This is a genomic window from Amycolatopsis sp. NPDC028719 (genome assembly GCF_055565395.1).
Window position 1 is genome coordinate 338,220 of the sequence record NZ_JBVHUL010000003.1, and the last position, 26,671, is coordinate 364,890.

A 26,671-nucleotide genomic window follows, 5' to 3' on the forward strand; every position below is an offset into this window, starting at 1 on the left:
GACGTCTCCCGTCGCGGCGGGCGGCGAACCTGTCGTCCCCCGACGACGAAGGTGCACCGCGACCGCACGCTCAGAAGACGCCCGGCAGTACTTCCTCTCGAGCCTTCGCGTAGCTGTCTTCGTGTTCCTCCAGGTAGCCCTGCCACGCTTGGGCATCCCAGATCTCGAGCCTGGTGATCGCCCCGATCACCACGCACTCCTTGCTGAGCCCCGCGTAGCGGCGGAGCTCGGGCGCGATGGTGATGCGCCCCTGGCCGTCCGGTCGTTGCTCGTCCGTGCCCGCGAACAGGTAGCGCTGGTAGGCCCGAACCGCCTCGTTGGTGAACGGGGCCTCGGCGACCTTGCGCGCCATCTGCTCGAACTCGGCGCGAGGGAAGACGAAGAGGCAGTGGTCCTGCCCCTTGGTAAGCATCAGCCCACCCGCCAAGGCGTCACGGAACTTCGCGGGCAGCGCGAGCCGCCCTTTGTCGTCCAGTTTCGGGGTGTGGGTGCCGAGGAACACGGCCTCCACCTCCCTACCGCACCCGGTGGCGAACCACCGCCTGCGGCTACGGGGCTTCCCTTCCGCCCCACTGACCACCACCGTACCCCACTTTTCACCACAGTCAACGCGCGAAACCCGCGCCTCACTCCGTCGTGTCTCCCGTTTGCGCAGGTCAGCAGAGTGGGGGCCAGTGGGGGGCGCGGTGGGGGACGGTGGCCAAGATCCCCCGCGCCGGGGTCCGGAGCAACCTCAGCTGCACCCCATGCGTCCGCATAACGGCCGCGAAAGAACCCTGGAGCGGGTTTGTGGGGTCCGGTGGGGACCCGGGGTGGGGCCAGGTGGGGATTCAGGTGGAGCCCAGGGGGCCGCGGGTGGGTTCAAGTGGGGGACGCGGGTGAAGCCCGGTGGGAACGTGCGCCCGACCGTCCGAGAACGCCAGGAATGAGTCATTCACTGCGTCGGATGCAAGGAATGAGTCATTCACTGCATCCAGAGCCCGCCGAGTTGTCCACAGGCGACCCGTGGTGACGGCGAGTAGTCCACAGATCGCGGAAAGGTCTGGTGGTGAGCGCACTCGCCGGTCACGATCAGCTGGTGAACAGAGGATCTTGGACGCGCGACGCGGAGGCGCTCTTCGCAGCGAGCCGTCGTGGCGTGATCACGGTGACGCAGTTGGAGGCCCTGGGGGTTCCTCAGGAGACCAGTTACCGGCGCTGCCTGCCGGACCGGCCGTGGCAACGGCTCCTGCCCGGGGTGGTCCTGCTCCGCACCGGCGCCCCGACGCGACGGCAACTGCTCGAAGGCGCCCTTCTCTACTGCGGTGACGAGGCGGTCATCACGGGACTGGAGTCGTGCCGGCGCCAGGGGCTGAAGCGCGACGCCCGCGCGGGGGAACCGGTCCACCTCCTTCTGCCGGCCCACCTGAAGACCACCAGCAGCGGTTACGTCCTGATCGAGCGCACCACGCGGATGCCCGCCCCGGTCCGCCGCGACGGCCTCCCTCTCGCCCCGGCGACGCGATCCGTGCTGGACGAGTGCCGGCGGCTGAAGGAACGCGCGCCGATCCGGGCGTTGCTCGCGGAGGCCGTTCAACAGCTGGGCATCGACCCCGGCGAGCTGAGCACCGAGCTGGAGAGCGGCAGCCGGAGAGGGAGCGCCCTGCCCCGTGCCGTGCTCCGCGAGATCGCACGTGGCGCCAGGTCGGCGGCCGAGGCCGATGCCATGACCCTGTGGTGTCGCACCGGTCTTCCCGAACCGGTCTGGAACTCGGAGGTCCACGACGAGCACGGCTGCTATGTCGCCATCCCGGATGCCTGGTGCGACGAAGTAGCCCTCGCCTGGGAGATCGACTCCTACGAGTTCCACTTCGGGCAGCCCGCTTACGCGGCCACCCTCGCCCGCAACAACCGGTACGCCGCTGCCGGGATCGCCCTGGTGCAAACCGTGCCCAGCAGACTGCACACCGAGCCGCGTGCGGTGGTCGCCGAGCTGGTCTCCGCCTACCGCTCCGCCGCGGCCCGCCCACGGCCACCGGTCAGGCTGGCCGCACGCAGTGAATGACTCATTCCTTGCATCCGACGCCAGGAATGAGTCATTCACTGCATCGGAACGGGGGTCTCAGGTCTCGGGGGTGACCAGGGCTGCGACCCGGGAAGCGAGCCGCGCGCTGTCGACCGGGGTCACGTTCACCCACTCCTGCCCACCCCGGCCCGCGGTCTTGGTCGCGCAGTACGCCCCCACGTCCGTGTCGAACCACGTCAGCCCGCCCACCCGCGAAACCCGGCCCGACGCCGAACGCCGGCTCACGCTGAACTGTCCCGCCGCGTACACCGGCCGGGCCTGGATCGCCAGGACCTCCTGCTGCTGAGCCGACGCCGACTGTGAAGCAGAAGGAGAGCCCGAAAGCTCCGAAGCCGCCAGGTTGATCCCGTACCCAGGCCCCGCCGACAGCTCCGGCAAGACGTCCACGAGCGCCGTGCACAGCTCGCTCGGCAGGATCGAGTCCAGGCCGATCGTCTGCTCCGGCTGGGTCGCCAGGACTCCGTGGCGGCCGCGGGTCGCCGTCACCGCGCGGAACGGGGCCTCGGCCGTCATGTCCGCCAGCGCTTCACACGCCACGAACACCTCACCGCCCGCCAGGACATCCAGCCGCGACGCCAGCGCCGGTGCCAGAGTGCCGTCGTACAGACCTCGCTCGGCCAGGTTCTCGTACACCGCCTTCCGCACCTCGGCACGCTCCGAGTCGGTCCCGCCGACGCTGCGCACGGTCAGCGGCTCCGGTGGACGGTCGTGGCCGAGGTCGGTCCAGAGGATGTCGAACGCCGACGCGGAAACGCGGATCAAGCCGGCCCCAGCGTGGGCGGCGCCGCGAACGACTCGGCGGGCACGTGGCCGCGCAGGGCCGCGTCGCGGGTCCGCATGACGTCGATCGCCTTCTGCCGCGCGGCTTCCGCCTCGGCGCGGCGGGCCGCCATCTCGTCGGCCAGCCCGGCCAGGACGAGCACGTTCCCGGACGACGCCGCTTCGCGGATCATCGACGCCGGGTCGTACGTCACCGGCGGCGGCATGTCGGCGCGGGCCCGCGCGGCCGCCTCCGCCTGCGCGCCGACCGCGCCTCCCACCGCCGCCGACACCGCGGCGGAGTGGGAAAGCCACTGCGCGGCCCGGCCCACCGCCGCGCGCGCCGCGTCCCCCGCGGCGCCGCGCCAGTTCTCTTCCGACGAGGCCACCAGCGCGGCGAGGTCCGCCGTCGACTCGTGCAGCCGTTTCGCCAGCCCTTCCCAGCGCGCGCCCGCCTCGCCCGCGGCGACCGGGTCGTTGCCGCGCTCGACCTCCGCGGCCATCGCCTCGTGGCTGTAGGCCTCGTACCTGGCGGTGGGCACAGGGGGTTCGGACACGGCGCACCTCTCGGGTTCAGGGCAGCTTGGGCTCGACCAGCCCGGCCACCGTGCCCGCGCGGCGGCACGCGAGCGGGGTGTCCGAAAAGCCGGTGTTGCTGACGTCGATCTGGACGCTGGCCGCGTCCCCCACCCCGAGCAGCACGGCGCAGGTACCGTCGGCGGCCTTCTTGTCCGCCACCTGCAGTGCCGGGTGGGCGCCGACCTTGGTCTTGGTGGCCGTCTTCTTCGCGACTTCGAGGTCGGCGAGGCCGTCGGTCTCGCTGAGGGTCACGGTGACGCCGAAGGTGCCGGGCACGGTCCAGTCGCACGCGCGGGCGCCGGCGATCTCCTTGGGCTTGCCGAGGACGCTCACCCCGGCGGCCGAACGGTCCTGCGGGCCGAGCAGCGTGCAGGGGTCGATCGCGGCGAGACCGGTCCAGGCGACGGGCGGCCTCTCGCTCCTGGCAGTGGCCGTCGCCGAGGTGTGCCCAGCGGCGGCGGGAGCTTGCTGCCCGCACCCGGCGACCACGAGCAGGACGGCCAGTGCCCCCACGTACTTCTTCCGCACCGCGTCAGCCACCCGTGCAGTCCACCCCGTCCGCGGCGGTCTCGTCGGCGTGCTGGTACTTCGCCAGCGCCTGGCCGATCCGGTGCTTGAGCGTCTCGAGCTCCTTGCCGAACGCGGTCAGCTGCTGGACGGCCGAACCGCGCCCGCCGATGCCGTACTCGGCCATGAACCTGCCGATCTCCCCGGCGTACCCGCCGCCGAGCGGCACGCTCCGGCCGAGCACCTTGGCCTCGCGGACCATCTCGCCGACGACGTCCTGCAGGGCACCGAGCTTCGCGTAGGCGTCCGTGGCCAGCTCGGGCGCGACCGCGAACCCGCGGACGTCGTACGGCGGCTGCGCTCGCACGTCGCTCATAAGCGGTTACGCCTCTCAGTAGCCGGGCGACCTCGCATCGCAGCATACGACAGAGCAGGGCGTCAGCGGGAGCGCCCAGAATCGGGTGACAAGGCACCCGTTCGGGGTATCGTCGCTGCTTGCGCAGTGTCATCGACCGAAGTGCCGGGCGTGCTCCCCCGGGCTACGCGGGGTTCCGCCCCCAGGTTCGCCCGGGTTTGACACACTGGGTGGAAGGCTGGTCGCTGCGCGCGGACAGCAGCGATGGGGGCCGTTCGGGCCCGGCGGTGCGCACGGTGCGCGCGGCCAAGCGCCACCAGGAGGTCGAGTGACGTCGAGAATCCAGTCTGCGGCGCCCGGATCGGGCGAGCAGGCATCCGGGCGTCCGCCTTACCCGGCGGAGTCCACGGGCAACGGCCGGGCTCCCGGCCGTCCCGCGAGAGTGTCGCTGGACGAACTGCACGAGACCGCGCGGCGGATCGCCGCGAACGTCGAGCGGGTGCTGGTCGGCAAGCCCGACGTCATCCGGATCGCGCTGGTCACGCTGCTCGCCGAAGGCCACCTGCTGGTCGAGGACGTCCCCGGCGTCGGCAAGACGTCGCTGGCCAAGGCCCTCGCCCGGTCGATCGACTGCACGGTCAGCCGCATCCAGTTCACGCCGGACCTGCTGCCGAGCGACGTCACCGGCGTCTCCATCTACAACCGGCAGAACGGCGAGTTCGAGTTCCGCCCCGGCCCGGTGTTCGCGAACATCGTGGTGGGCGACGAGATCAACCGCGCCTCGCCGAAGACGCAGTCGGCGCTGCTCGAGTGCATGGAAGAGCACCAGGTCACCGTCGACACCTCGACCTACCACCTCGACGAGCCGTTCATGGTGATCGCCACCCAGAACCCGATCGAGATGGAAGGCACCTACGCGCTGCCCGAAGCCCAGCGCGACCGGTTCACCGCGCGGGTGTCCATCGGCTACCCCGACCAGCAGGCCGAGCTGGCCATGGTCGACGAGCACGCCGGGCACAACCCGATGGACGACCTGCAGCCGGTCTCCGACGGCGAGACCGTGCACCGGCTGATCGAGACGGTCCGCGGCGTGCACATGGCGCCGGAGGTCCGCCGCTACGCCGTCGACGTCGTCGCGGCCACCCGCCAGGTCCCGGAGATCCGGCTCGGCGCGTCCCCGCGCGCGACGCTGCACCTCGTCCGCGCGGCGCGGGCGCAGGCGGCGCTGTCGGGCCGCGACTACGTCGTGCCCGACGACCTGCACACGGTCGCGGTGCCGGTGCTGGCGCACCGCCTGGTGCTGACCACCGAGGCCCACGCGGCGCGCCGGTCGGCGACCGACGTCGTGCGGGCGGTGCTGCACCGGGTGCCGGTGCCGCAGGGCTCCCGGCCCCAGTAACCGCCCGGCGAAGGGGAGAACGACGTGCTGCGTGCCCTGTCCGGCCTGACCACCCGCGGCCGCTGCCTGCTGGCCGCGGGGCTGGCGGCCGCGGTGTGCTCGTTCGTGCTGAACGAACGCGACCTGCTGCGCGTCGCGATCTTCGTGGTGGCGCTGCCGCTGCTGGTGGCCGTGTTCATCTCGGCGACCCGGCTGCGCATCGGCGCCACCCGCGCGCTGCGCCCCCAGCGGGTCGCGGTGGGCGGCGCCGGCGAAGTGCAGCTGGAGCTGTGGCGCAGCGGTCGGCTGCCGGCCGGCGAGATCCTCCTCGAGGACGGCGTGCCGTACGCGCTGGGCTCGCGGCCGCGGTTCGTCGTCGAACGCCTCCCGCACGACCGGCGGGTCGCGCTGCGCTACCCGCTGCAGCCGGTGCTGCGCGGGATCCAGCAGGTCGGGCCGCTGCGCGCGACCATCACCGACCCGTTCGGGCTGTGCGAGTTCGAGCGCGAGCTGATCGGGCATTCGCGGCTGGTCGTCGTGCCCCGGGTGGTCCCGCTGTGGGGCCTGCCGAGCGGCGCGGGCATCGGCGTCGGCGACGACGGCACGGTCCGGCTGCACGCCGGGCAGGGCGAGGCCGACGTGATCGTCCGCCAGTACCGCCAGGGCGACGACCTGCGGAAGGTGCACTGGCGCTCGACCGCCCGGCGTGACGAGATCATGGTGCGCGTCGAGGAACGGCCGTGGCGCGGCGGCACCACGGTGCTGCTCGACCACCGCGCCGCCGCCCACCACGGCAGCGGCCCGGCCGCCAGCCTGGAATGGGCCGTGTCCTTCGCCGCTTCGGCCGCACTGCACCTGCGCCGGTCCGGGCACCGCGTCCGGCTGGTCAGCGAGCACGGCGCGACGCTCGCCGACACCCCCGGCGACGGCGGCGACCACTACGACCACGTCGTGCTCGACGCCCTCGCCGCGCTGCAGCCCGCCCACCAGCGGGACATCACGCTGGCCGGCGACCCGGCCGACGGCCAGGAGCTGATCGCCGTGCTCGGCACGGTCAGCACCGAGGCCGTGCACGAACTGGCCCAGTTCCGCCCGCGCGGCATCCGCAGCCTCGCCGTCCTGCTCGACACGCCCACGTGGTCGGCCGGGGTGAGCGCGCCCGAGCAGCGGGCCGCGGCCACCGAGGACTCGGCCGCGCTGCTGCGCGCGTCCGGCTGGGGCGTGGTGATCGCCGGTCCCGGCTCGCCGATGCCGCAGGTGTGGGCCGAGCTGTGCCAGGCGGGCGCCCGCCGCGGCACGCTGATCGGCGGTACCCGATGAGCACGACCACCCGCGCCCCGGAGCTCGCGACGAGCGCGTCCGGCACCTTCGCGCCGAGCGGCCGTCCCCGGGCGAGCACTACTCACGCCCGCCACCGCGCACCGCACACCGCGATGAGCCCGGCCCTGATCGGTGGTACCCGATGAGCACCGCCGCCCCGCCGCGTCCGTCCGCCACCCCGCCGCGGCGCCCCGCCTCCCAGCACCCGCTTTCCGCTTGGCGCGGCAGCCTGCTCGCGCCGTCCGCCGCCGGGATCGCGACGCTCTGCGCCGCGACGTCGGTGACCAGCGTCGTGTCGGGCCTGGCCTGGTTCGGCTATCTCTTCGTCGCGGTGCTGCTGATCGCCGCGACCGGCCTGGCGCTGCGCTCGCTGCAGGTGCCGACCGTGCTGGTCGGCCTCGGCCAGCTGCTGGTGCTGCTGTTCCTGATCACCGGCGCGTTCACCACGCACGGGATCCTGCAGGTCATCCCCGGCCCCGAAGCCTTCGGCGAGATCGGGACCACGCTCTCGGCCGCCGCCGAGCAGATTCGCGTCGGGTTGCCGCCGGTCGAGGGCAGTCAGCCGATCCTCTGCCTGGTGACGATCCTGGTCGGCCTGGTCGCCGTCCTCGTCGACACGCTGACGGTGGCCGCCGCGGCCCCCGCCGCGACCGGGCTCGTGCTGCTCTGCGTCTACGCCGTGCCCGCCGCGTTGAGCGAGGAAATGCTGCCGTGGTGGACGTTCCTGCTCGGCGGGGCCGCGTTCGCCGGCCTGCTGGCGGTCGACGGCAACCACCGGCACCGGCGCTGGCGGACCCGGGAAGCACCCGGGCGCAGCGGCAAGCCCGCTGTGCTGTCCGCACCGGTCGCGGTCGTGGCCGCGGCGATCGTGCTCGGCCTGTTCGGCGGCGCGATCACCTGGGTCGGCACGGTCGGGCGGATCCCGTTCGGCACCGGCGGCGACGGCCCCGGCGCGGGGTCCGGCGGCTTCGGCATCCAGCCGTTCACCGAGCTGCGCGGCATGCTCGACCAGGGGTCCAACCGCGAGCTGTTCAAGGTGCGCGGCCTCGGCACCGACCGGCGGCTGCTGCGCGCGATGACGCTGGACACCTACTACCCCAACAAGGGCTGGGGCCTGCACGACGAAGGCCGTTCGCAGCAGGGCGTCCCGGTCGGGCCGCAGCTGCCGCCCGCACCGGGCGACGACGGCAGCGGCTCCGCGCGCCGGATCGACGTCGAACCGGCGAGCTGGCGCGACAACTGGCTGCCGGTGTACGGCGCGCCGCGGATGATCGACGGTGCCACCAACGGCTACCTCTACGACCAGGTCAGCGGCACGGTGTTCACCACGCGCAGCGAGGTCCCACCGTCCTACACCGAATACGCGTCGCTGAAGGAGCCCACGGCCCCGGAGCTGCGCGTCACCCCGCAGGTCGACGACCTGCCGCCGCGCTACACCCAGATCGACCGCGTCGACGACCGCGTCCGCGCGAAGACGCAGCAGCTGATCGCCGGCGAGTCCAACGACTTCGACCGCGCGTCGGCGATCTGGCGGTACTTCACGGCGCAGAACGGGTTCGTCTACGACACGAAGACCGCGCCGGCGAACGACGCCGACGCGCTCGCGGACTTCATCCTCAAGGGCAAGCGCGGCTTCTGCGAGCAGTTCGCGTCGGCGATGGCCGTGATGCTGCGGGTGGCGGGCATCCCGTCGCGGGTGGCCATCGGGTTCACGCCCGGCGTGCAGGTCAACGACTACCTCTCGATCAGCACCCAGGACGCGCACGCGTGGGTCGAGGCGTACTTCGGCGGCAAGGGCTGGGTGACGTTCGACCCGACGCCGCTGTCCGACGGCCGCGGCATCACCCCGTCGTACCTGCAGGCCGGCACGGAGGACGGCAACCAGCCCGACGACACCCAGGTGGCGCCGAGCACGGTCCAGTCGAGCGCGGCGCCGACCGGCGCACCCCGCGACACCGAGCAGAACCCGCAGGCACAGGGCCAGGAGGCCACCGACGAGGGCACGCCGACCTTGGTGTGGGTGCTCGTGGGAGCACTGGTCGCGCTCGCGCTGGTGACGACGGTCCTGGTGGTCGCCGGCGGGCGTCGGAGAAGGCCGGACCGCGCGCCCGCGGCGTCCGGGCTCGGTGCGCTGCTCAAGAACTGGCTGCCGCTGATCGCGGCGGCGCTGTGGGTGGCGGTGCTCGGCGTGCTGACGTGGCTGGTGGCCTGGTGGTTCAGCCTGATCGTGGTGCTGCTGCTCGCCGGGCTGCTGGGCCCGTCCGCGGCGCGCGACGTCGGACGGCGCCGGCGGCTGCAGGAGATCGTCGCGCAGCGCCCGGGCGCGGCGGACGCGGCGTGGTCCGAGCTGCGGGCCGAGTGCGCCGACCGCGGCCTGCCGATCCCGCCGAGCGACACGGTCCGCGTGGCGGGTCAGAAGCTGGCGGCGAAGCACCACTTGGACGACGAAGGCCGCGACGGCCTGCGCACGGTGATCGGCGTGGTCGAGAAGTCGTGGTACGGCGAGGACGGCCTGGGCGACCCGACGCTCCCCTCGGCGTTCGACCACCTGCGGCGGAGCCTGCACCGGAACGCCCCGCTGTCCTGGAAAGGCCGGTTGTTCCCGAAGTCCCTCTTCCGCAACCGCGACTGACGTGTGCGCCGAGGGGCATTTCGCGTGATCAGGCGGGCATCACGCGTGTCTGGAGGGGCATCGCGTGCGATGCCCCTCCGATCACGCGAGATGCCTCTTCCGTCACGCGTGAAGCCTGTCCGATCACGCGAGATACGTCTCTGATCACGCGAGTTGCGGGTGCGATCACGTGAGTTGCGGGGCTGGTCACCGGGGTCACCCGGTCGGGTGCCACCCAGGGTCACCACGGCCGGCGCGGGGCCGGCGAACCGGCTGAGCACACAAGAAGATCCGCGCCCGGCCGGGGTGGCGGGCGCGGATCTCGTGGTCTCGCGGCGCTACTGCTCCTCGAAGCGCTGGCGGAAGCGCTCTTCCATGCGCTGGGTGAAGGAACTCCGGCGGCCCGACTGCTTGGCCCCGCGACTTCCCGATCCACCGCCCTTGCCGTCCGACTCGGCGCCGTGCCGGATCGATGTGACGGCCAACATGACCCCGAAGAACATCACGAGGAACCCGAGCACGCTGATCAGCGGGATGTCGGCCACCCGGAACTGCGGCACCACCACGCCCAGCACCAGCAGGGCCACGCCCACTACGAACAGGGCGATGCCCTGAATACGCCGTCGGCGAGCGGGGCGACGCAACCGGGTGCCACGCACCGTGGATGCGAACTTGGGGTCCTCGGCATAGAGCTCGCGCTCGATTTGATCGAGCAGCCGCTGCTCATGCTCGGAGAGTGGCATCTTTCCTCCTCCGGCACAGCTGTCGCGGGCGCCGGGCCGCGCAACGTCCTGGACCCAACAGCCAACCCCAGGCGGGGTGGCACTGTCCAGGATACGAGGCCCGCGCCCGGACGACTACCCGATCCCGCATCCAGAAGGGATCGAATTGGGCTAAATCCTTCCGGATCGGGGTTGCGGACGGTCACCGCCACCCAAAGTGACCGATTAACGGCCTGCGCGGCGATGTGGGGGATGGTGACCGAGCCCGAAGATCACGCGGCGTGCGCGGCTCGCCGGAAGCAGACGGCGGCCCGATGGTGAGGTCGGCCATGCCGCCGGAACCGAGCGGGCAGGAGGGCCGAACCGGCCACGCGGCAGGAGCGGTAGCGGCTTGCTCCATGGGCCGAGTAACTCGGCGGCGGGCGACACGAGCGAAGGCGGCGCAAGACCGGGCCGAACCGACAGCCCGACCAGACTGACCGCCGCCGCGGGCGACATCCCGCCATCGCCCCCAGCACACCCGGCTGACACGCATCACTACCCGCGAAGGCGGCGCCGCGAACCCGAGCGGCGCGCGTCCCCTCCCTCAGCGCAGGCCGGGCTGCGCAAGCCCGTACCCCTACCCCGGCCGCGTCAGCTCTCCCTCGGCCCGAGCAGCGACGCCGGCCGTACCGCCGCGGATCCGAACTTCGACCGGGCCACGTCCGCCGCCACCTCGGCGTCCCGCCACCGCGGGGCCGGGGAGTCGAACACCAGCTGCTCCCCCTCCTCCCCCGTGTCGAGCCCCTCCACCCGCACCCCGATCAACCGGACCGCTCCCGTCGGCGCGTGCTCCGTGAGCAGCGCCACCGCCACCGCGTGGATCTCCCGCGCCACATCGGTCGCCGAGATGAGCGTGCGGGCTCGGGTGATCGTGCGGAAGTCCGCGAACCGCACCTTGATCGAGACCGTCCGGCCGCGCACGCCCCGCTCCCGCAACGTCGCCCCCACGCGGGAAGCCAGCCGCAGCAGCTCCAGGCCCAGCTCGGCCCGGTCGTGCCGGTCGACGTCGAAGGTGTGCTCCGCGCCGATCGACTTCTCCGGTGAGTCGACGACCACCGAGCGCTCGTCGACGCCGTGGGCGAGCCGGTACAGGTGCTCCCCCACCGCGACCCCGAGCGACTTCTTCAGCCGCTCCGGCGGGAACGCCGCGACGTCGGCGATCGTGCTCAGCCCCAGCCGCCGCAGGTGCTCCTCGGTGCGCGCGCCGACTCCCCACAGCGCCGACACCGGCAGCGGGTGCAGGAACTGCCGGGTCTCCGCCGCGGGCACCACGACCATGCCGTCCGGCTTCGCCATCCCCGACGCCAGCTTCGCGACGAACTTGACCTTCGCCACCCCGACCGAGCAGGTGATCCCGTGTTCGGCCTGGACCCGAGAGCGGATCTGCGCGCCCAGCGAAGCAGGTGTCGCGCCCAGGCGCCGCAGAGCCCCGCTGACGTCCAGGAACGCCTCGTCCAGGCTCAGGGGCTCGACCAGCGGGGTGAGCTCGCGGAAGATCCCCATCACCCCGCGGGAGACCTCGCTGTAGAGCCCGCCGGTCGGCGGGATGTTGATCAGGTGCGGGCACAGCCGCTTCGCCGTCGAGAACGGCATCGCCGAGCGCACGCCGAACTTCCGCGCCGGGTAGTTCGCCGCCGCGACGACCGCGCGCGGCCCGCCGCCGGACACGACGACCGGCTTGCCGGCCAGTTCGGGCCGGGTGCGCAGCTCGACGGACACGAAGAACGCGTCCATGTCGACGTGCAGCATCCCGCACCCGGTGTCGTCCGGCGCCGGTTTCCCCGGCCGGACGCGGAACCGGCCCATCCCGCCCGGCAGCTCAGCATTTCGCCCCACCCCCGGGACGCTACCGGCCACCACCGACAGTTTCCGGCACCACCGAAGGCGACGGCCGGAACCGCCGGAAAGAGGTCAGGCGAGCCGCGCGACCGCGTGCAGCCGGCCGGCGATGTCCCGCAGCGCCGGCGAGGCCGCCGCGACACGTTCGAACGCCGCCAGCTCGTCCTCGCGGACGTCGCCGCCGACCAGGTCCGAGATCACCCGGTCGCCCTGCAGCGACGCCACTTCGAGACCGGCGGCCTCCAGGTCGGCACGCAGGCCGGCGGCGGAGAACCGCCGCAGCACCGTGTCGCCCGGGACGACCCCGTCCGCGCTCTCGAGCAGCCGCTGGGCCTCGCCCACGCGGCCCGACAACGCGCGGTGCAGCACCGCCGCGTGCCGGTTCGCGACCAGCACCGACACCGCTCCCCCCGGCGCGACCGCCGTGGCCAGCGCGGTGAGCACCGCGGCCGGGTCGTCGACGATCTCCAGCAGCCCGTGCGCCAGCACCAGGTCGGCCGAACCGGCCTCGACGTGGCGGCCCAGCGCGTCGGAGTCGTCCGCGACGACCGTGATCAGCTCGGAGACGCCCTCTTCCTCGGCCCGGCGCTGCAGCGTGGCCAGGGCGTTCGGGCTCGGCTCGACGACCGTGACCCGGCAGCCGGCCGCCGCGAACGGCACCGCCCAGCCGCCGCTGCCGCCGCCCACGTCGACGACGCGGGGGTGCTCGGCGCCCCGGGCGCGGGCGGCCTTCAACTCGGCCTCGAGCACCCGGCGGACGGCGCCCGAACCCCGGGCGGCCACGGTCTCCGTCTTCATGCCGCACAGGGTAGTGCCCGCACCCGCCCGCCTCCCCGGCTCCTCCCTTCGAGTGAACGGCCCTTGCCCGGCGGCACCTCTCGCGCGCACCCGTAGGCTGGTCTTCGTGCACACGGTCGCCGTACTCAGCCTCAAGGGAGGCGTCGGCAAGACGACGGTCGCTCTCGGTATCGCGTCCGCCGCCCTGCGTAGGGGCACCCGGACGCTGGTCGTGGACCTCGACCCGCAGGGCAATGCCACGACCTCACTCGACCCGCCGTACACCGACGCGACCCTCGCCGACGTGCTCGAGAACCCGACGCGCGAGATGCTGGAACGCGCCATCGCGCCGAGCGTCTGGAGCGAGGACGTCGACGTCCTGGTCGGGACCGAAGAGCTGGAACTGCTCAACGACCCGGACGCCGACAGCGATCGGCTCGCCAACTTCTCCCGCGCACTGGACGAGCTGCACCGCACGCCGCTGCGGGAGACGCCGTACGAGCTGGTGATCCTGGACTGCCCGCCGTCGCTGGGCCGGCTGACGAAGTCGGCGCTGGTCGGCGCGGACAGCGCGCTGATCGTGACCGAGCCGACGATCTACGCCGTCGCCGGCGCGAACCGGGCGCTGGAAGCGATCGAGAAGATCCGCAAGGAGCTCAACCCGGACCTGCGCGCGATCGGCGTCCTGGTGAACAAGCTGCGCGTGCGGTCCTACGAGCACCAGTTCCGGATCGCCGAGCTGCGCGAAAACTTCGGCTCGCTCGTGATGCCGACGGCGATCACCGACCGGCTGGCGGTCCAGCAGGCCCAGGGGGCGTGCAGCCCGATCCACGAGTGGCACTCGCCCGGCGCGCAGGAGATCGCGCTGACGTTCAACATGGTGCTGGCGAAGATCCTGCGTTCCAACCGGGCGGGCCGCCACCGCATCGCCGGCGAAGAGCCCGAAGGCCCGGACTGGCCCGAGGGCCCGGCGCCGGAGACGCCCGAGGCCCCGGCCGAGGTGTCCGAATCCGCGGGGTGAACCGTGCCCGAAGGTGACACCGTGTACCTGGTCGGAAAGCGCTTCGACCGGGCGATCGCGGGGAAGACGTTGCTGCGCGGCCAGTTCCGGGTGCCGCAGCTGGCCACGGTGGACCTCGCCGGCCGTGAGGTGCTCGGTGTCGGGACGGTCGGCAAGCACCTCTTCACCCGCTTCTCCGGCGACCTCACGCTGCATTCGCACCTGATGATGGACGGCATGTGGGACGTCTACCCGGCCGGCGCGAAGTGGCGCCGGCCCGGGCACCACGCCCGCGTGGTCCTGGCCGCGGCCGACGTCCAGGTGATCGGTTTTCGCGTCCACGACCTCAAGCTCGTGCCCACACCCAAGGAACACGACCTCGTCGCCCACCTCGGCCCGGACCTGCTGGATCCACAGTGGACGGACGAGCACGCGGCCCGCGCGGCGGCGGCCCTGTCCGCCGATCCCGGGCGCGAGCTGGGGCTCGCACTGCTCGACCAGCGCGTGATGGCGGGCGTCGGGAATCTCTACAAGTGCGAGATCGCCTTCCTGCTCGGTGTCACCCCGTGGACGTCGGTGTCCGAAGTGGACGCCGGTCGCACGGTCGCGCTCGCCCGCAAGCTGTTGCTGGCCAACGCCACCGCCGGGCGCTTCGACCAGAGCACCACCGGTCACCTCGACCGCAACCGCAAGAACTGGGTCTACGAGCGCACCCGCCAGGGCTGCTTCCGCTGCGGCGGCCGGGTCCTGGTCCGCACGCAGGGCCACGACGTCCAGCGGCGGCCGACGTGGTTCTGCCCGAAGGACCAGCACGGCCCGGCTCCCGCGAGCTAGAGTGACCCCGTGACGTCGTTCAAGCTCCCGCTCTACGGGACCGACACCGAACGCGGCGACCTCGCTCCCTGAGTCGTCCGCGCTCCTTCCGTCACCCCATCACCGCACAGGGAGCTCAGTCATGCCCGGAATCCTCACCGGGCAGGCGCTGCGCGCGTTCGCGCACGCCCTGCCCAAGGTCGAACTGCACGTCCACCTCGTCGGCTCGGCGAGCCTGCCGACGGTCCTGGAGCTGGCCCGGCGGCGGCCGGCCGCCGGCGTCCCCACCGACGAGCGCGAGCTCGCGGAGTTCTTCACCTTTCGCGACTTCGCCCACTTCCTCACCGTCTACCTCGCGGTCACCTCGCTCGTGCGCGACCGCCACGACGTCCACACGCTCGTGGCGGGCCTGGCCACCGACCTCGCCGCGCAGAACTGCCGCTACGCCGAAGTCACCGTGACGCCCTACAACCACCTGCTCGACGGCGTTCCCGGCGACGACCTGCTGGCCGGGCTCGCGTCCGGCCGGGCCCGCGCCGCCGAACTGGGCGTCGAACTGGCCTGGTGCTTCGACATCCCCGGCGAAAAGGGCACGAAGGCCGGACAGGAGACACTGGTGTTCGCGCTGCGCGAACGCCCCGAAGGCCTGGTGTCGTTCGGGCTCGGCGGCCCGGAGCTCGGAGTCGGGCGCGCACAGTTCGAGCCGTTCTTCACCCGCGCCAGGGAAGCCGGGCTGCACAGCGTCCCGCACGCCGGCGAAACCACCGGCCCGGTCACGATCTGGTCCGCGCTGCACGACCTCGGCGCCGAGCGCGTCGGCCACGGCACGAGCTGCGCCGCCGACCCGGCTCTGCTGGAACACCTTGCGGCACACCGGATCCCCCTCGAAGTGTGCCCGACGTCGAACGTGCGCACCGGCCAGGTCCCGAGCATCGCCGCCCACCCCGTGCGGCGGATGCTCGACCACGGCGTCGTCGTGACGCTCAACACCGACGACCCGCCGATGTTCGGCGCCACGCTCACCGGCGAGTACGTCGCCGTCGCCGAAACGCTGGGTCTCACGGCGGCCGAGCTGGCCCGGCTGGCCGAGAACGCCGTGGACGCGTCGTTCCTCGGCGAACGGCGGAAAGCCCGCCTGCGGACGGAGATCACAGAAATGACGTTGCCGGACACCGGGAACTTCGCCTAGCGTGGAAGTACACAAGAGAGGAGGTGGTCCTAAGTTGTATTCCAACAGGACTTGTGAGGTGGCTGTCCGCTAGCGGATGGCACGTGGAGGACTTTGAGCAGCGTTACAGCTGAGCCACCTTCGGCTCATCGCCTGCTCCACGTGATGCCTGATAGCGAATACCAGGCAGTCACCGTGCCCCCGGGGTTTCCGAGCACCAGTCCGGCTCGGGCTCAGGCGTTCAACGACGCTTGAGAGACACCCCGGGGGTTCTTTAATGCGCTCATTCGTGCAGGTCACCCCCGTCCGCCGACGCCGGACGACCGCCCGGCGATCCGAGCACGCATCGGGCGAAACACATCGACCCGATCTGTCCCTCCACCGGCTGAAGGTCGCTAGCCTGGAAGCATGCTCAGGCCCGACTACCCGCTCACCACGGCTCGGCTGCTCCTGCGCCCGTTCACGCCCGACGACCTCGACGCGCTGAACTCCTTCCAGTCCCGCGCCGACGTCGCCCGCTACCTCTACTGGGGCCCGCGCAGCCGCGCCGAATCGGCCGCCGCGCTCGCGAAACGGGTGCACAGCTCGACGTTGACCAAGGAAGGGCAGTTCCTCGCCGTGGCGGTCGAGCTGGCTTCGACCGGGCAGCTGATCGGCGACCTGAACCTGGAGTGGCTCAGCAGCGAGCACCGGCAGGGCGAGATCGGGTTCGTCTTCCACCCGGACCACCACGGCAAGGGCCTGGCCGCGGAGGCGACCACGGAACTGCTGCGGCTGGGCTTCGAAGACCTCGGTCTGCACCGCATCATCGGCCGGTGCGACGGCCGGAACACCGCGTCCGCCGCGCTGATGGACCGGCTCGGGATGCGCCAGGAAGCGCACCTGCGGGAAAACGAGATCGTCAAGGGCGAGTGGACCGACGAACTGGTCTACGCGATGCTCGAAGACGAGTGGAAGGACCTGCGGGCCGCCGGCGACTAGTGGCCGCGTTCACGCCGGGGTGACGCTCCGGTCGCGCGGTTCTCGTGGTTTGGCAGCATGGGGGCGTGTTCTTCGACAAGATCGTCCGCCCGGCGCTGTACCGGCTGTCCTACCACGACCCCGAACTGGTGCACGAGCGCACGATCGGCGTCCTGGCCCGGCTCGCCAAGGTGGCCGATCGTACACTCGGCGGGGCCCTCCGGGTCGACGACCCGGTGACCGTGCTGGGCCTGCGGTTCCCCAACCGCGTCGGCCTCGCCGCCGGGATGGACAAGAACGGCCGCGCCCTGCCCGCGTGGGCGGCGCTGGGCTTCGGCTTCGTCGAGGTCGGCACGGTGACGCGGCTGGCCCAGCCGGGCAACCCGAAGCCGCGGCTGTTCAGCCTCCCGGCCAGCGACGCGGTGATCAACCGCATGGGCTTCAACAACGACGGCGCGGAGGCGCTCGCGGCCAAGCTCGCGCGCGACGGGAAACCCGGCGTGCCGCTCGGGATCAGCATCGGCAAGTCGAAGGTCACGCCCCTCGAAGACGCCGTCGAGGACTACCGTTTCTCCCTGCGTGCGCTGTACCCGTACGCCGACTACTTCGCCGTCAACGTCAGCTCGCCGAACACCCCGGGGCTGCGGCAGCTGCAGGACCGCGCCGCGCTCGGCGAGCTGCTCGGGGAGCTGCGCACGACGTCCGCGGAGCTCGCCGGCGCGGGCACGGCGACTCCGATCCTGGTGAAGGTGGCGCCGGACCTGACCGACGACGCCTTGGGCGAGCTCCTGGAGGTCGCGCTCGAGCACGGCGTCGCCGGGATCATCGCCACGAACACGACGCTCGCCCGCGACGGCATCGCGCCCGCGGAGAGCGGCCTGGCCGGACAGGCGGGAGGACTGTCCGGCCGGCCGCTGACCGCCCGCGCGGCGGAGGTCGTGCGGTTCGTGCACGACCACACCGGCGGGAGCCTGCCGATCATCGGCGTCGGCGGGATCATGGGCCCGGACGACGCCGTCCGGCTCGTGGACGCGGGGGCGTCGCTCGTGCAGCTCTACAGCGGGTTCGCGCTGCACGGGCCGGGCCTGGTGCGCCGGGTCAGCCGGGGTCTCGCGGCCCGGCGGTAGAGGTGAACCGGACGTAGCCGCGCCAGGATTCGTAGCGGTCCAGACCGGTCCCGCCGCTCGTCTCGGCGCACCGGACCGCCAGCGGCCGGGTGCCGTCGTCGAGCTCGACCCGGTCCAGCACGAACGGTTCCTGCAACGTGGCGACGAACCGCTCGAACGCGGCCGGGGACAGCCGCCAGCTTTCGCCGTCGAGGCTGCTGCCCTCGGCGTGGTCCAGGACGCCCGGCTGCGGCGGTTCGGTGTCCAGCAGCACCATCCGGTAGGCCTCGGTGGTCCGGACCGGCCGGGTGAACCGGGCGCCGAGCTCGGTCAGCCGGGTGTTGAGCGGCTGGCCGCGCAGGTGCGCGCCGAACACGACGACGTCCTCGCCCGGCTCCGGGTAGGGCGTCATGGGCTCGTCCGTGCAGACCGTCGCGAGGTCCAGGCCGATCTGGTCTTCGAACGCCCGGGTCAGGAAGGTGACGCCGAACGGGCGCCTGTCGCCCGGCAGTACCGGGACGGTGACCGACGCCAGGTCGAGCAGGTTCGCGAAGGCGGTGCAGCCGGCCAGGCGGTGGTTCACGGCGGCCGGGTCGGCCAGGGCTTCGGCGAGCTCCGGGTGGTCCGGCACGGTCGGCACCAGGAGCGCGTCGAAGCCCTCCGGCACGCCTCCCGAGACGACGACCGGCTCGAGGACCACGCCTGCGGCCGTCAACCGCTTCACGGTGTCCTCGAACGCGATGGCCGCGGCGGGCCCCAGCGGCAGGTCGCGCGCGTACGCGACGCGCGGGTGCTCGCCGGCGCCGAGGCGGACGTCGGCGGGCCAGGTGCGGGTCGGGGAGACGCCGTCCGGGCCGGTCATCAGGGCGAGCGCGCGACGGCCGGCGACCAGGCCGTTGGTGTACACCGAGACGGCTTCGGAGGCGCGGACGCCGGTCATCGGCAGCAAGCCGCGGGTCGGCCTCAGCGCGACGACCGCGTTCAGGGCCGCCGGGACCGCGCCCGCGGTGCTCAGGGCCAGGTCGACGATACCCAGCGCGACGGCGACCGCCGCACCGCGGCCCCCGGTCTTCGTCCGGTCCCAGGCGGAGGCCACGGTGGCGGCCCCGGTCTTGCCGAGCACGACGGAACCGGCCGCGGTGAGCCGGGAGACGACCGTGGCGCCGGCTTCCGGGACCGAGCGGCCGGACGGCTGCCCGGCGACGTCGATCAGCTCGGGCACGGCGAAGACGGTGCCCGCCAGCGGCAGGTCCTCCCCCGCCTGGACGCGTTCTTCGACAGCCTTGGCATCGACGAGGACGTCCTCGACGGCGCGGAGGGTGGACCAGAGTTCGGGACGGTTCGCTTCGGTGATGCGCTCGAAGGCCGCGATGACGCGCTGGGAGGCACTGGGCGGGGTCGGCGGTGCGGGATCCGGGTCCGGCGGGAGCGTGTTCACGGGGCGTCCTTTCCTCGGCGGTCGAGAAAGTCCACTGTGTACGGTCGGCACCGGCGATCCTCAGAGCACGGCGGGCCTCCCGGCTAGTGACACCTCTGCATGCATGACAGAAACGTTAGGTGGTCGACGTTTCCGTAGCCAGCTGTTTCCGATTACGCGCGGGTTTCGGCACCAAGAGGTGAACAGGGCGCGACGCCGGGGTGAAACGCACGATCACGCACGCCGCGTGACAAAAGACCGGAAGGCCCGGAACCAGCACCCGAACGGCCGAGTTTGAAATCCCGACGGCCCAGCGAACCCCGAATCCGCGTGATCAGGGGGTCGACACACCGCGGCTGAGCCCGCTTCGCTGTGTCGACCCTTCAATCACGCGTGCCGACTCCGCAATCACGCGTGTCGACCCTTCGATCACGTCGGATCGGGGTCAGGAGAGTTCGCGCAGGGCCATGGCCAGGCCGGCCAGGCGGTCGGTGGCGTCGGTGAGGGCCTGTTTGGACGTCACGAGACCGTCGCTCGACGCGGCGACCGTGTGGCCGGCCGCGGCGACGAGGCCGCGGTAGCCCTCGATGCCGTCGTCGAGCTGCTCGCGGAGCTTGCCGACCGCCGCGTCCAGGGCCGCCTGTTCGCGGGCCGGGGCGGAGTTGCGGCCGCGCTCGATCGCCTGGATCCGGGCCGCCAGGCCGCGCAGGGCGGCGGCGGCTTCGGTCGCCGTCTGCCCGGCGTCCGCGACGGACACTTCGGACACCGGTGTCGTGCCCACCGAGGACGGTACGGAGAGCTGGCGCAGCAGCTCACCCAAGGAGGCCTCGCACTCCGCCAGCCGTTCCATCGGCTCGCGCGCGGCGGATCCCGCGGGCGGCAGCGGTGGCGGGCCGGCCGGTGCGGCCGGGAGCGGTGTGCGCTTCAGTTCACGCAGCTTGAGTCCGCTTCGGACGCCGAATGTCCCGAAGACGACGGCCCCGGCGAACGCCATGATGGCCTGCGGCATCATCGGCGCGCCGGCGGCGCTCATCCAGCCGAGCCCGGCCGCCACGGCGAGGACGCCGCACAGGATCGTCAGCAGGATCCACAGCGTCATCGCGCGCGACGTCCGGCGCTTGCGGCGTTCGTGTTTCGCGGCCGGGTGGTTCCAGCGGTCCCACTTGGCCCGGGCCTCGGCGAACGCCGGGACCTGGTTCGCCATGGTCGAGAACGTCGCCGACATGTCGGGCCGCCGCACGGGCGGCCGCTGCAGCGGGTTCGGCCGGGGGCGCTGCGGTGCGGGCTTCCCGCCGGCCTGGTCGGCCGGCGGGAAGTACTTCTGCACCTTTTGGAGCTTTTCCTGGGCGCGCACGGCGTAGTCGGGCAGCTTCTCGATGTGCTTCTCCAGCTTCGCACTGAACTCGCCGAAGTCGCGTCGTCTGCCCTGCTGCCCCATGCTCGCCCCCTTCGAACTCCGTACCCGCGTCAGGCCGGGTTCTTGCCCTGCTCGGCCTGCACGCGCGCCTGGATCTCGCGCTGGATGTCGGCCGAGCTGGCGGCCGGCTGCTGGGCCGCCTTGCCGCCGTCGGTCACCTGGGCGACCGACTCGCCGCGCATGGACGAGCGGATCTGCTCGAGCCGCGAGTGCCCGGCCAGCTGCGTGGTGGAGGCCTGGACCTCCATCATGCGCCCCTGGACCGAGTTCTGCGCCAATTCCGCCGAGCCCAGCGCCGTGGTGTAGCGCTTCTCGATCTTGTCGCGGACCTCTTCCAGCGACGGCGTGTTGCCCGGCGCCGCCAGCTGGCTCATCTGGTTCAGCGAAGCGGAGACCTGCTCCTGCATCTTCGCCTGCTCCAGCTGCGAGAGCAGCTTCGTGCGCTCGGCCAGCTTCTGCTGCAGCATCTGCGAGTTGCGTTCCACGGCCTTCTTGGCCTGGGCGGCGGCCTGCAGCGACTGGTCGTGCAGCGTCTTCAGGTCCTCGATGTTCTGCTCGGCCGTGACGAGCTGCGTCGCGAAGCTCTCCGCGGCGTTCTCGAACTCGACGGCCTTCTGCTCGTCACCCTTGGATCGGGCCTCGTCCGCGAGAACGAGGGCCTGCCGGGTCGAGGCCTGCAGCTTCTCGACGTCGCCGAGCTGCCGGTTGAGCTTCATCTCCAGCTGCCGCTGGTTGCCGATCACGGAGGCGGCCTGCTGCGTCAGCGCCTGGTGGTTGCGCTGCGCCTCCTCGATGGCCTGCTGGATCTGTACCTTCGGGTCGGCGTGTTCGTCGATCTTCGACGAGAACGCCGCCATCATGTACTTCCAGAACTTCACGAACGGGTTGGCCATCTCCTCCGCCTGCCTTCTTGCGTCCCACGGGCCTAGGTCCTCGGGGTGGGGCGTCACTCCCCTGCACATGCAACGCACCGACCCCGGCGTTGGGTTCCATCGTGTCAGGTCGGCCACGTCCGTTCCAGGCGACCCCGGGGGATTTCAGGGTTCGCCCCTGATCACCCCTGGAGGTAACGCCGCCCGCCCCGGGCGGGTTGCCCCGAGCCGAGGGCCGGAATCCGGCCCGCGGCGCCGCCGACCCGAGCGAGACGACGGATTCGTGCCGGCCGGGTTCCGAGGGCCTGCCCGGATGGCGGCCGTGCGGGCCCGAACCCGGAAGTGCCAGGTCAGAGGCCCGCCCGACGCAGAAGGCCCCGGGCGGGTGCCCGGGGCCGTTCGTCGCGTGCGCCGAACCTACGCGGCGATGGTCGAGGCCAGCTTCGGCTGCCCGATCGTCGTGCGCAGGGTCGTGTTCATCCGTGGCGCCGGGGAAACCCGCAGGTCGGCGAGGTCGTTGCCGATCAGCTCCGACATCAGGCGGCCGCCTTCGATGCCGGCCGCGGAGGCCTTGGCGCCCCGCTCGGGCACCTTCTCCCGGGGCGCGCCGTCCCCGATCCGCTCGTCGACCGGTGCGACCTCGACGTTGTCGAGGGCCGAAACGTCCGCCGCCACCTTGTGCAGCAGCTCGCCGAGCGGAAGGTCCAGGGCCTGGCAGATGGACGCGAGCAGCTCGCTCGACGCCTCCTTCTGGCCCCGCTCCACCTCGGAGAGGTAGCCGAGGCTGACCCTGGCGGCGCGGGAGATGTCGCGCAGCGTACGACGCTGGTTGGTGCGGGCATGACGGAGCCGATCACCGATCGCCTCACGCAACAGCACGGTCATCACGCGCCTCCCTTCCGTACAAGTACCCCCTACGTTACCCAGAGCGGCGCCCTGGGCGCAGGAGTTGGGGTGCCCGTACGCCAAGGGCGAACGCCGGTTTCACGCCAGATGTTCCCCGAGCAGGGAAAACGCCGCCCGGACCGATTCGGTCCTGATCAAGTCCCGGTCGCCGCCGAGGGCCAGGGTACGGACTGTGACAAACGAGGCTCCGCCTCGGGCCGGGGGCTCCCCCACCCGAGCCCCCGAAAGACCTGTGTCAAACGAGGCTCCGCCTCGAGCCGGGGGCTCCCCCACCCGAGCCCCCGAAAGACCTGTGTCAAACGAGGCTCCGCCTCGAGCCGGGGGCTCCCCCACCCGAGCCCCCGAAAGATGCTGTGTGCGTGTTCCCGGCCCGGCGAGCCCGATGTGCACGGTTCCCGGCGCGACGCCGTCCTGGGCGGCCGGTCCGGCCACGCCGGTGAGCCCGAGGCCCCAGGTGGCGCCGCAGCGCTCGCGGGCGCCCTCGGCCAGCTGGGCGGCGACTTCCGGGTGGACGGCGCCGTGCTCGGCGAGCAGGCCGGCGTCGACCCCCGCCAGCGCGGTCTTGAGGTCGGTGGCGTAGACGACCAGTCCCCCGCGCAGGGCGGCGCTCGCCCCGGGCACCCGGGCCAGGGTGGCGCAGACGAGCCCGGCGGTCAGCGACTCGGCGGCCGCGACGGTCTCACCGCGGGCGACGAGGGCGGCGATCAGGGCGGCGGCCTGCTCATCGCCCAGCTCCACCGCCTGTCGCGCATGACTCATTCGCGACGCTTCGGCTGCCGCACCGGGCTCGCCACCGGGCAGTTCGGCCACGGCTCAGCTCCCGGTGACGCGGCGCCCGGCCGCGCGCAGCCGCACGGCCCGGACCAGGTAGTCCACGCCGGTCACCACGGTCAGCACCAGCGCCAGGCCCATCAGCGCCCAGCGGACCGGGTCGGCACCGGCGGGCAGGGGCAGCAGGTACGCCGTGATCGCGGCGATCTGCGCCATCGTCTTGGCCTTCCCGCCGCGGCTGGCCGGGATCACGCCGTGGCGGATCACCCAGAACCGCAGCAGCGTGACGCCGATCTCGCGGACGGCGATCACGATCGTGACCCACCAGCCCAGCTCACCGAGGATGCTCAAGCCCACCAGCGCGGCGCCGGTCAGCGCCTTGTCCGCGATCGGGTCGGCGATCTTGCCGAAGTCGGTGATCAGGCCGTACCGGCGGGCCACCCAGCCGTCCAGCTGGTCGGTGGCCGAGGCGATCGCGAACAGCCCGGTCGCGAGCGCGCGCCAGGTGGTGTCGTGGCCGTCGCCGACGAAGAGCGCGGCGATGAACAGCGGCACCAGGACCAGCCGGGACAGCGTCAGCAGGTTGGCGATGTTGAGTGTCGGGACCGGGGTCGCCACCGGGACCTGGGCGGGGCCGTCGTGGGCCGTGCCTTCGTCGGCGGCGTCGCTCGGGAGCGCACTCACCGGTCGGCGTCCGGTACCGCGCGGACGACCAGGTCCACGCCCGCCGAGTCGACGACCTCGCAGCGCAGGAAGTCGCCGACCTCCGTCTTCTCCGGTGCGTCGAGGATGACGCACTCGCCGTCGACCTCGGGGGCCTGGTGGGCGGCGCGGCCGGTGAGCTCGCCGTCGTCGTCCAGCTCGACGAGGACGTCGACGAAGGTGCCGATCCGGTCCTCGGCGCGTTGCGCGGTCAGCTCCTCGACCAGCGCGGAGATCCGCGTGACGCGCTTGGCCACCTCGTCGGCGTCGAGCTTGCCTTCGAAGGTCTCGGCCTCGGTGCCGTCCTCGTCGGAGTAGCCGAAGACGCCGACGGCGTCGAGGCGCGCGCCGGTCAGGAAGCGTTCCAGCTCGCTCAGGTCGTGCTCGGTCTCACCGGGGAAGCCGACGATGACGTTGGTGCGGATGCCGGCTTCGGGCGCGTGCTCGCGGATCTGCTCGCACAGGGCCAGGAACGAGTCGGTCGAGCCGAACCGGCGCATCCGGCGCAGCACCTGCTCGCTGGAGTGCTGGAACGACAGGTCGAAGTACTCGGCGACACCCGGGGTCGTCGCGATGGCCTTGACCAGCTGCGGGCGCGTCTCGGCCGGCTGCAGGTAGGAGACGCGGACGCGCTCGATGCCGTCGATCTCCGCCAGCCGCGGCAGCAGCCGCTCCAGCGCGGTGGCGCCGTCGCGGCCGAAGTCCTTGCCGTAGGACGTCGAGTTCTCGCTGACCAGGAACAGTTCCTTGACGCCGTGCTCGGCCAGCCACATCGCCTCGGCGACGATCTCGTCCGGCTGGCGGGACACGAAGGAACCGCGGAACGACGGGATCGCGCAGAAGGAGCAGCGCCGGTCGCAGCCGGAGGCGATCTTCAGCGCGGCCACCGGCGAGTCGTCGAGGCGCGTGCGCAGCACCCGCGGGCCCCAGCCGTGCTGCGCGTGGCCCGGGACCTCGACGCTCTCGGCCGCGGCGGGCCGCTGGACCGGGCTGATCGGCAGCAGCTTCCGGCGGTCGCCCGGCGTGTGCGAGGCGACCTTGCGGCCCGCGACGACGTCGTCGAGCCGGTCGGAGAGGTCGGCGTAGTGGTCGAAGCCCAGGACCGCGTCCGCCTCGGGGAGGCTGTCGGCGAGCTCGTGGCCGTACCGCTCGGCCATGCAGCCGACGGCGACGACCTTCTTGCCGGTGTCCGAGGCCGCCAGCAGGGTGTCGACGGAGTCCTTCTTGGCCGACTCGACGAAGCCGCAGGTGTTGACCACCACGACGTCGGAGTCCTCCGGATCGGCCGCCAGCTCCCAGCCGCCGGCCGCCAGCCGGCCCGCCAGCTCCTCCGAGTCGACCTCGTTGCGGGCGCAGCCCAGGGTCAGCAGGGAGACGCGTCGGGTGGCGGCAGGGTCAGTGGCAGGAGAAGGCACGACGTTCAGGGTAGCCGCCGGTCCCGCGCGGGCCGACGACGGCGTGGCCCGGTCGTGTCGGCACCGGCGCCGGGCGATGTGGCAGTGTTGACGATCGTGCCGTCCGCCTCCCCCGCCGTCCGCCGCGCGCGGATCGCCGACGTCCGCAAGATCAAGGCCCTCGTCGACTCGGACGCCGGGCGTGTCCTGCTTGAGAAGGACCTGGTCACGCTGTACGAAGCGGTCCAGGAGTTCTGGGTCGCCGAGGTGGACGGCGAGGTCGTCGGGGCGGCCGCGCTGCACGTGCTCTGGGAGGACATCGCCGAGCTGCGCACGGTGGTGGTCGACAAGGCGGTCCGCGGCCAGGGGGTCGGGCGGGTGCTGGTGGCCCGGCTGATCGAGGAGGCGCGTGAGCTGGGTCTCAGGCGGCTGTTCGTCCTGACGTTCGAGACGAGTTTCTTCATCGGGCACGGCTTCGTGGAGATCCAGGGGACGCCGGTGTCGCACGAGGTCTACGAGGAGATGCGGCGCTCGCACGACACCGGTGTGGCCGAGTTCCTCGACCTGCCGTACGTCAAGCCGAACACCCTCGGCAACTCCCGGATGCTGCTCGAACTCTGAACCACCCCTGGCGGCGCCCGAACTCTGAAAGTTTCCCGACAACATTCTTTCGGGCGGTGACGCGCGCCACCCGAAGACCGATGCTGATCACACTCATCCGTTCCCTGATCAGCAAGGAAACAACACACAAATGGGCACGACACTCCGGAACCTGGGGGCCACCATCGCGGTGGCCGCGACTGTCGGCGGGGGTGCCCTGCTGGGCGCCGGCACCGCGGCGGCCGTCGACATCCCGACGGTCACCGACCAGTACCTCTTCTCGACCTCGCTTTCGAACTTCGAGACCATCCGGGGCCAGGCGCCGTACAACGGCCAGCTCGACTGGTCCTCGGACGGCTGTTCGTGGGCGCCGGACAACCCGTTCGGCTGGAAGTTCCTGCCCGGCTGCCACCGGCACGACTTCGGCTACCGCAACTACAAGAAGCAGGGCCGCTTCTCCGAGGCGAACCGCCTGAAGATCGACGACAACCTCTACTCGGACCTCAAGGGCGTCTGCGGCTCCAACGTGGCCTGCAAGGCCGCCGCCTGGACGTACTACCAGGCCGTGCGCAAGTTCGGCAGCTGACGCAC

At 72.2% G+C, this 26,671-nt stretch carries 26 protein-coding genes and 1 pseudogene; 12 read left to right on the plus strand and 15 right to left on the minus strand.

Going from position 1 to position 26,671, the window contains the following annotated elements; translation table 11 throughout:
• Positions 1-70: 70 nt before the first annotated feature.
• Positions 71-502: a division/cell wall cluster transcriptional repressor MraZ gene (gene mraZ, locus ACZ4TR_RS15450; protein WP_014467434.1), complete on the minus strand. Its 432-nt coding sequence runs from the start codon at positions 500-502 to the stop codon at positions 71-73.
• A gap of 576 nt (positions 503-1,078) precedes the next feature.
• Here mraZ and ACZ4TR_RS15455 point away from each other — a divergent pair.
• On the plus strand, positions 1,079-2,044 hold the full coding sequence (locus ACZ4TR_RS15455; protein WP_465287653.1) for a hypothetical protein: 966 nt from the start codon (positions 1,079-1,081) through the stop codon (positions 2,042-2,044).
• Between the two features lie 57 nt (positions 2,045-2,101).
• Here the strand turns inward: ACZ4TR_RS15455 and ACZ4TR_RS15460 are convergent, their stop codons facing one another.
• The 4 genes from ACZ4TR_RS15460 to ACZ4TR_RS15475 are packed head-to-tail and all read right to left on the minus strand — an operon-like array spanning position 2,102 to position 4,286.
• Positions 2,102-2,827 carry an ESX secretion-associated protein EspG gene (locus tag ACZ4TR_RS15460; RefSeq protein ID WP_465287654.1) on the minus strand — a complete coding sequence of 242 codons (726 nt, stop codon included), beginning with the start codon at positions 2,825-2,827 and terminating at the stop codon, positions 2,102-2,104.
• On the minus strand, positions 2,824-3,381 hold the full coding sequence (locus ACZ4TR_RS15465) for a PPE domain-containing protein (RefSeq protein ID WP_465287655.1): 558 nt from the start codon (positions 3,379-3,381) through the stop codon (positions 2,824-2,826). Before ACZ4TR_RS15465 ends, ACZ4TR_RS15460 begins: the two co-directional genes overlap by 4 nt.
• A 16-nt stretch (positions 3,382-3,397) precedes the next feature.
• Positions 3,398-3,943 carry a DUF3558 domain-containing protein gene (locus ACZ4TR_RS15470; protein WP_465287656.1) on the minus strand — a complete coding sequence of 182 codons (546 nt, stop codon included), beginning with the start codon at positions 3,941-3,943 and terminating at the stop codon, positions 3,398-3,400.
• The gene (locus ACZ4TR_RS15475) at positions 3,936-4,286 is read right to left on the minus strand and encodes a hypothetical protein (RefSeq protein ID WP_465287657.1); all 351 of its coding nucleotides are present in this window, start codon (positions 4,284-4,286) and stop codon (positions 3,936-3,938) included. Before ACZ4TR_RS15475 ends, ACZ4TR_RS15470 begins: the two co-directional genes overlap by 8 nt.
• Positions 4,287-4,593: 307 nt before the next feature.
• Here ACZ4TR_RS15475 and ACZ4TR_RS15480 point away from each other — a divergent pair, with 307 nt between their 5' ends.
• The 4 genes from ACZ4TR_RS15480 to ACZ4TR_RS15495 are packed head-to-tail and all read left to right on the plus strand — an operon-like array spanning position 4,594 to position 9,595.
• Positions 4,594-5,664, plus strand: a complete 1,071-nt coding sequence (locus ACZ4TR_RS15480; protein ID WP_364525054.1) for an AAA family ATPase — start codon at positions 4,594-4,596, stop codon at positions 5,662-5,664.
• A 24-nt stretch (positions 5,665-5,688) separates the two neighbouring features.
• A complete protein-coding gene (locus tag ACZ4TR_RS15485) occupies positions 5,689-6,963 on the plus strand; it encodes a DUF58 domain-containing protein (protein ID WP_465287658.1) in 1,275 nt (424 codons plus the stop codon).
• Complete coding sequence (locus ACZ4TR_RS15490) at positions 6,960-7,109, plus strand: hypothetical protein (protein ID WP_465287659.1); 150 nt, start codon at positions 6,960-6,962, stop codon at positions 7,107-7,109. The genes ACZ4TR_RS15485 and ACZ4TR_RS15490 overlap by 4 nt, the downstream gene beginning before the upstream one ends.
• A complete protein-coding gene (locus ACZ4TR_RS15495; protein ID WP_465287660.1) occupies positions 7,106-9,595 on the plus strand; it encodes a transglutaminase TgpA family protein in 2,490 nt (829 codons plus the stop codon). Before ACZ4TR_RS15490 ends, ACZ4TR_RS15495 begins: the two co-directional genes overlap by 4 nt.
• Positions 9,596-9,912: 317 nt before the next feature.
• Here ACZ4TR_RS15495 and ACZ4TR_RS15500 read toward each other — a convergent pair whose 3' ends face one another.
• From ACZ4TR_RS15500 to ACZ4TR_RS15510, 3 genes are all read right to left on the minus strand, one after another.
• Positions 9,913-10,317 carry a DUF3040 domain-containing protein gene (locus tag ACZ4TR_RS15500; protein ID WP_284744000.1) on the minus strand — a complete coding sequence of 135 codons (405 nt, stop codon included), beginning with the start codon at positions 10,315-10,317 and terminating at the stop codon, positions 9,913-9,915.
• A 612-nt stretch (positions 10,318-10,929) separates the two neighbouring features.
• Positions 10,930-12,144, minus strand: a complete 1,215-nt coding sequence (gene dinB / locus ACZ4TR_RS15505) for a DNA polymerase IV (protein ID WP_465288115.1) — start codon at positions 12,142-12,144, stop codon at positions 10,930-10,932.
• Between the two features lie 105 nt (positions 12,145-12,249).
• Complete coding sequence (locus tag ACZ4TR_RS15510) at positions 12,250-12,975, minus strand: methyltransferase domain-containing protein (protein ID WP_364525060.1); 726 nt, start codon at positions 12,973-12,975, stop codon at positions 12,250-12,252.
• 106 nt (positions 12,976-13,081) lie between these two features.
• Between ACZ4TR_RS15510 and ACZ4TR_RS15515 the strand changes: the two genes are divergently transcribed.
• From ACZ4TR_RS15515 to ACZ4TR_RS15535, 5 genes are all read left to right on the plus strand, one after another.
• Complete coding sequence (locus tag ACZ4TR_RS15515; protein ID WP_465287661.1) at positions 13,082-13,975, plus strand: ParA family protein; 894 nt, start codon at positions 13,082-13,084, stop codon at positions 13,973-13,975.
• 3 nt (positions 13,976-13,978) lie between these two features.
• Positions 13,979-14,788, plus strand: a complete 810-nt coding sequence (locus ACZ4TR_RS15520; protein ID WP_465287662.1) for a DNA-formamidopyrimidine glycosylase family protein — start codon at positions 13,979-13,981, stop codon at positions 14,786-14,788.
• 121 nt (positions 14,789-14,909) lie between these two features.
• Complete coding sequence (gene add, locus ACZ4TR_RS15525) at positions 14,910-15,956, plus strand: adenosine deaminase (protein ID WP_465287663.1); 1,047 nt, start codon at positions 14,910-14,912, stop codon at positions 15,954-15,956.
• A gap of 387 nt (positions 15,957-16,343) precedes the next feature.
• Positions 16,344-16,916 (plus strand): GNAT family N-acetyltransferase, encoded by a 573-nt coding sequence (locus tag ACZ4TR_RS15530; protein WP_465287664.1) that lies wholly within the window; start codon positions 16,344-16,346, stop codon positions 16,914-16,916.
• A gap of 65 nt (positions 16,917-16,981) precedes the next feature.
• A complete protein-coding gene (locus ACZ4TR_RS15535; RefSeq protein WP_465287665.1) occupies positions 16,982-18,022 on the plus strand; it encodes a quinone-dependent dihydroorotate dehydrogenase in 1,041 nt (346 codons plus the stop codon).
• Here ACZ4TR_RS15535 and ACZ4TR_RS15540 read toward each other — a convergent pair.
• From ACZ4TR_RS15540 to rimO, 7 genes and pseudogenes are all read right to left on the minus strand, one after another.
• On the minus strand, positions 17,994-19,439 hold the full coding sequence (locus ACZ4TR_RS15540; protein WP_465287666.1) for an allophanate hydrolase-related protein: 1,446 nt from the start codon (positions 19,437-19,439) through the stop codon (positions 17,994-17,996). The genes ACZ4TR_RS15535 and ACZ4TR_RS15540 overlap by 29 nt on opposite strands.
• Before the next feature lie 424 nt (positions 19,440-19,863).
• Positions 19,864-20,856: a phage shock envelope stress response protein PspM gene (pspM, locus tag ACZ4TR_RS15545; RefSeq protein ID WP_465287667.1), complete on the minus strand. Its 993-nt coding sequence runs from the start codon at positions 20,854-20,856 to the stop codon at positions 19,864-19,866.
• A 29-nt stretch (positions 20,857-20,885) separates the two neighbouring features.
• Complete coding sequence (locus ACZ4TR_RS15550; RefSeq protein WP_465287668.1) at positions 20,886-21,728, minus strand: PspA/IM30 family protein; 843 nt, start codon at positions 21,726-21,728, stop codon at positions 20,886-20,888.
• Positions 21,729-22,124: 396 nt separating this feature from the next.
• A complete protein-coding gene (locus ACZ4TR_RS15555; RefSeq protein WP_364527325.1) occupies positions 22,125-22,592 on the minus strand; it encodes a helix-turn-helix domain-containing protein in 468 nt (155 codons plus the stop codon).
• Positions 22,593-22,946: 354 nt separating this feature from the next.
• Positions 22,947-23,372: pseudogene (locus tag ACZ4TR_RS15560) on the minus strand (CinA family protein); the annotation flags it as partial.
• A 54-nt stretch (positions 23,373-23,426) separates the two neighbouring features.
• The gene (gene pgsA, locus ACZ4TR_RS15565) at positions 23,427-24,068 is read right to left on the minus strand and encodes a CDP-diacylglycerol--glycerol-3-phosphate 3-phosphatidyltransferase (protein WP_364527322.1); all 642 of its coding nucleotides are present in this window, start codon (positions 24,066-24,068) and stop codon (positions 23,427-23,429) included.
• A complete protein-coding gene (rimO, locus tag ACZ4TR_RS15570; protein ID WP_465287669.1) occupies positions 24,065-25,501 on the minus strand; it encodes a 30S ribosomal protein S12 methylthiotransferase RimO in 1,437 nt (478 codons plus the stop codon). Before rimO ends, pgsA begins: the two co-directional genes overlap by 4 nt.
• A 96-nt stretch (positions 25,502-25,597) precedes the next feature.
• Here rimO and ACZ4TR_RS15575 point away from each other — a divergent pair, with 96 nt between their 5' ends.
• Entirely contained in the window at positions 25,598-26,101 is a 504-nt protein-coding gene (locus ACZ4TR_RS15575) for an amino-acid N-acetyltransferase (RefSeq protein ID WP_465288116.1), read from the plus strand.
• Between the two features lie 130 nt (positions 26,102-26,231).
• Positions 26,232-26,666 (plus strand): phospholipase, encoded by a 435-nt coding sequence (locus ACZ4TR_RS15580; RefSeq protein WP_364527316.1) that lies wholly within the window; start codon positions 26,232-26,234, stop codon positions 26,664-26,666.
• The last annotated feature ends 5 nt before the right edge of the window (positions 26,667-26,671 follow it).